The following is a 5040-nucleotide window of genomic DNA, read 5'->3' on the forward strand; positions in this document are numbered from 1 at the left end:
GGGCCAGGCGGGCGGTTACTCAAGTGATGTTTCTGTGGTACCGGCGTTCAACGGCCCTGTCTGGTATGTGGCGGTGGACGGCAGCAGCAGCAATGAAGGGAGCGAGAGTGCGCCGCTGAGCGATCTTCAGACCGCTGTTGAGAAAGCGCATGATGGCAATACTATTGTGCTTAAAGCAGGTACGCACAGTGGCAATCAGAACCGAGCCATCAAGCTTAGTTCAAATAAGAACCTGACCATCAAAGGTGAAGGATCTGAAGTGACAATCCTTGATGGAGAACATTCGGATAAACATTTCCGCATCGATGGGGGTGTTCACAAGATTTCTGATATGACACTCCAAAGAGGTTGGGCCAGTTGGGATGGTGGTGCAATTGAGATCTGGAATGATGCTTCGATTGAGGTCAGCAATGTTCTGTTCAGAGAAAACCATGCCAGGAGAGGTGGAGCTGTTCGCATATCCGGCCATGTCGAAGCGAAATTTATTGATTGTCAATTCATTGAGAACCTGGCAGAATACTGGGATGATAATGATGGATCGGGAGGTGGCCAGGCAGGTGCGGTTATGGTAGACATGTATTCCGATAATCTGATTGAGTTCAGCCGCTGTTCATTTATTCGCAATAGAGCCAGAATTGATGGAAACAATGTAAGCAACAACTATTACTACAGTGCAGCCGCAGGAGCTGTAGGTGTGTGGTGGGGAAGGACAAACTTTGTAAACTGCCTGTTCGCTAACAATGAAGCGAGAGTTGACAATGGCCAGTGCGGCACAGATGATCAGGGCAACGATTGGTGTCCGAATGTTTATGGTGGCGCCATAGTTGCTGATGCTTCCTTCTACAACCAAGGTGAGCAGAGAAACGAAGGGGTAACATCAACGATTATCAACTCAACATTTGTCAATAACCGAGCCTACGCTTCTGGGGACCAAGGAATCTCGGCCGGGGGTGGCGCCATGGTATTATGGGGGACATATGATAACCCGGACGGAGGGGCCAACAGCCGTCATATTCTTTTCAACAATATTATTTACGGCAACTCCGCTGAAGCGCCCAGTCAACCTGGAGAATACGAGCAAAATATTGTAGCCTCTATCGACAATCGTGCGATGCACTCTGATCATAATCTTATTCAGTATGCCGATCTATTCAAGAATTCCTGGGGCGGCCCCAACGATTTTGACGTTGATCCTCTTTTCCGCGATCCCGGCGCGGATGACTATTCGCTCTCGGCTTTCTCGCCTGCCATCGAGGTGGGGATTATGGAGTTTGAAGATTTTACGGCCCCATCGGAAGATATCACCGGCAAGCAGCGTCCCCTGCCGCCGGACTCCAACCCGGATTTGGGTGCTTATGAGGCGGGGGCGACTATTTCCGTCGCCCTGCCCCAGGAGGAGACCATTGTTGCCCAGGACGCCAGTTTCGAAGTGACGCTCACCACCCAGGACTTGGCCGGCAACCCGGCTGAGGACGGTATTGAGGTGGAGTGGGAGATTAACCCTGATGTGCCGGACGTATATCTAAACACAGACGCCACTGACAGCGTTATCACCGGGGGTCAGGCTGTGGCCACCGTAGTGGTAAGCGCTAGCGCCATGTGGGGTCTGGAGTTCAGGGTGGTGGCGGTAGTTGATCATGTTGTGACCATCTCTTCAGGCAGCTTCTTCGTAGGCGAGAAGATAGTGGCGCCGCCGCCACCGCCGGAGAACATGAACATCACGCCCGGCGGCTGGACGCAAAACAACAAGTTCACCATCACCTGGGACAACCCTGACTGGATCTACGGTATTATGGGCGCCTACTACCAGGTAGAAGGGGGGCCGACTGAGTTTTATCCTGGAGATGACATCGACCACATTGATGACATCCAGCTTGCCAACAACGGCGAGAAAAGCATCCGGGTCTGGCTGCTGGACGGTATGGATCGTGAGGACAAGGCCAGCTCAGGCGAAGTGTGGGCCATGTTGGACGACGTAGCGCCGCACAACTTTGATTTGGTGACTCCCGACCCGGGGTGGTACAGCGGTGAGAACATGCGTTTTGAGTGGCAGGCGAGTAATGACAACACCTCGGGGTTGGAGGGGTATGACCTTCATATCGGGGGTGAGGTGTACTTTATTCCTCCTGACAGTAGCGGCTTCACCCGTACTGATTTCCTGCCGGAGGAGGATATCCCCTGGTCAGTGAGGGTGTGGGACCTGGCCGGTAACGAAAGATGGGCAAACAGTTCGCCCACCACCATCCAGATAGACAGAATGCCGCCTGATATTAGCCACAACCCGATGCTGAGCGCCACCCTGGATCAGGCCGCGCCCTCCATCACGGTCATAACTGAAGATTCAAGGTCAGGTCTTGACCGGGTGGAGCTCTACTATAGAGTAGGCGGTCAGGAAGGGTGGCAGACTATCGATGTGATGGTATCCAGCAGCTATTCTATCCACGCCGACGATGTGACCACCAGGGGCGTTGAGTACAGGATAGAGGCCGAGGATGTGGCGGGGAATGTAAGTTTCCTTCCTGATGACAGGGAATTCTACTCCATCATCGTCACCGTTCCCGGTGATGGTCAGAGGAGTGCCGACCGCTGGCCGAGCGGCGTGCCGTCAGGCAAAGAGGTCACCAGCTACCAGATGCTTTCCTTTCCCATCATCCCTAGCAGTAACAGCGCTCAGGATATCCTGGTGGATGACCTGGGAGACTACGACGATACGGTGTGGCGTTTTTTCACTTATGCAAATGGAGAATATATCGAGTTTCCCCAGATCGGCAACATTGAAGCGGGGCGGGGTTACCTGTTGCTCACCACCCAGGACGGCATCTTTATTGACACCGATGACGGCAAGACGGTGGATACCAGTGTACCGTTTGAGATCTCTGTCAACACAGGCGACTGGAACTTTATCGGTAACCCGTTCGATTTTGTTGTTGGACTTGATCGTATCACCACAGAGACAGGCGAGTCCATCGCCGGTGATCCCAACGTTTATGCCTGGGAGGGACAGTGGAGCGGCACAAATGTATTGCGGCCGTGGGAAGGTTTTATCTACAAACCGGCCGATGCCGGCAGGCTGTTCATCGATCTCAAGGAAGGGACTCTTCTGGGGCGCGCAAGGCTGCCTCGCAGGTTTTCCGGTCTTATGGAGGGGGAGTGGCTGGTGGATATAACAGCCCAGAACGGAATAGCGTTTGACAAGCTCAACAGTGTAGGGGTTCATCATCAGGCCAATGACGGCTACGACAGGCTGGACGCTTTTGAGCCGCCCATGCTGCCTGGCGGCGTCTCGCTGAAGATTCCTCACCGGGAGTGGGAGGACTATCCGGATATCTACACCACCGATATCAGAAGCTTTACTGAAGAGGGTCACGTGTGGGATCTGGAGGTGACAGCCGGCAACAGTGATCATCACGTCTATTTAACCTTTGAGGGGCTGGAAGACATTTCTGAAGACTTTGATATTTTCATTATAGACAAGACGCTCAGGACGGCTCACAACCTGAGATGGAAGCCGGACTACCTTTACGATGTAGCCAGTGCCAACACGGATCATGAGCTGAGGTTTGTTGCCGGCAAGCGCGACTTTGTGGAGGCCAACAGTGCCGGCGTTGATCTCTATCCTGACGCCTACGCCTTAGGACATAACTTCCCCAATCCATTCAACGCCCAGACGTCCATGATCGTCTCCTTGAAGGACGACGCCTATGTTGATCTCGTCATCTACAATCTGTTAGGTGAGGAAGTGTTCACCCTGGCGAGGAGGGACTTCCGTCCCGCTGGTTACTACAGCTTCATCTGGGACGGTAAGGACGGGCGGGGCAACCCGGTTGCCAGCGGTATCTATCTTGTTCATGGCCGCATCGCCACTGACTCAGGCAAGGCGCTGAAGGTTCAGACCAGAAAAGCTGTTCTGGTAAAATAACCCCTATCTCAAGCGCGGGCTGTGCGGATGAGTGTGAGGAGTCTACTCTCACTGACGGTGAGGAAACCGGGATGAAGCATGACAACGCTGAGACTTTTCGTCAGTCGTCGCTAACGTCGATAGGAATCATTTTGAAATTTTGCCATGAAGCGGGGAATCCCCCGCTATCTGTGACCGATTAACCTCTTGGAAAAGAGTTTTCTTATAGTTATTGTTAACTGTATCACAGTATTTTAGGTTAGAATACATTAAAATAGCGCTAAATAAGTGCACCTGAGAGGTATCTGAATGAAACTGATGAAAAAATCACTCTGCATATTCTTGGCGTGGAGTCTATTTGTACTCTCCTTTCCGGTAACGGTTCAGGCGCAGGACAAAATGGCCGTGGCTGTTCTCGATCTTGAGGGGCGCGGTATATCGGCACTGGAAGCCGCTACGCTCACGGACAGGCTACGTTCCGAAATGGTGGCTCTCGGCGCCTTCACCGTGGTGGAGCGGGGTCAGATGGAGATGATCCTGGAGGAACAGGGCTTCCAGCAGACTGGCTGTACATCAGCCGAGTGCGCCGTCGAAGTTGGTAAAATGCTGGGCGTGCAGGCCATGGTGACCGGCAGTATCGGAAAGCTGGGCTCCATGTACACGGTGGATGTACGGATGTTCGATGTTGGCACCGGCCAGATCGGCAGGATTTCGAAGCGTGATGTCAAAGGGGAAGTTGAAGAATTGTTAGGCACGCTGAAGAAAGTTACCCGTGATCTTGCGGGACTACCGGACGAGGAAGAAGCGGCACCTGTAGCGGAAGAGACCGCTGAGCCTAAGAAGAAAGGTGGCAAAGGTTTCTTCTGGCTGCTCCTGCTGGCGGCGGCCGGCGGCGGCGGATATTACGCTTATAGCGAAGGGATGCTGGACGATCTGCTCGGTATAGGCCCCGATGAACTCGGTCTTCCCCCAGAGCCTCCAACCGCACCAGGGTCAAATTAGGGGGGGATGAAGATGCTTAACAGATACAATAAAGTTTTTCGTAAAGTTTCACTTGTTTTCTTACTGGCTCCTGTGGCCCTCTTTGGCGGCTCCTATGATTTTCAATTGGGGGATAGGGTATTTGTACATGTTGGTGAAAT

The 5040-nt window shown here is 53.0% G+C and carries 2 protein-coding genes; both read left to right on the plus strand.

Annotated elements, in window-relative coordinates:
• Nucleotides 1-3919, plus strand: a 3919-nt coding sequence (locus QF669_07125; protein MDP6457202.1) for a hypothetical protein, incomplete at its 5' end; no start/stop codon positions are given.
• Between the two features lie 288 nt (nucleotides 3920-4207).
• Nucleotides 4208-4900 (plus strand): CsgG/HfaB family protein, encoded by a 693-nt coding sequence (locus QF669_07130; protein ID MDP6457203.1) that lies wholly within the window; start codon nucleotides 4208-4210, stop codon nucleotides 4898-4900.
• The last annotated feature ends 140 nt before the right edge of the window (nucleotides 4901-5040 follow it).

This window comes from Candidatus Neomarinimicrobiota bacterium, from assembly GCA_030743815.1.
GTDB lineage: Bacteria > Fidelibacterota > Marinisomatia > Marinisomatales > S15-B10 > UBA2146.

Bases quoted from the DNA above. Each gene is read 5' to 3' on its own strand.
- QF669_07130 (MDP6457203.1), top strand. From the start codon at position 4,208: ATGAAACTGATGAAAAAATCACTCTGCATATTCTTGGCGTGGAGTCTA.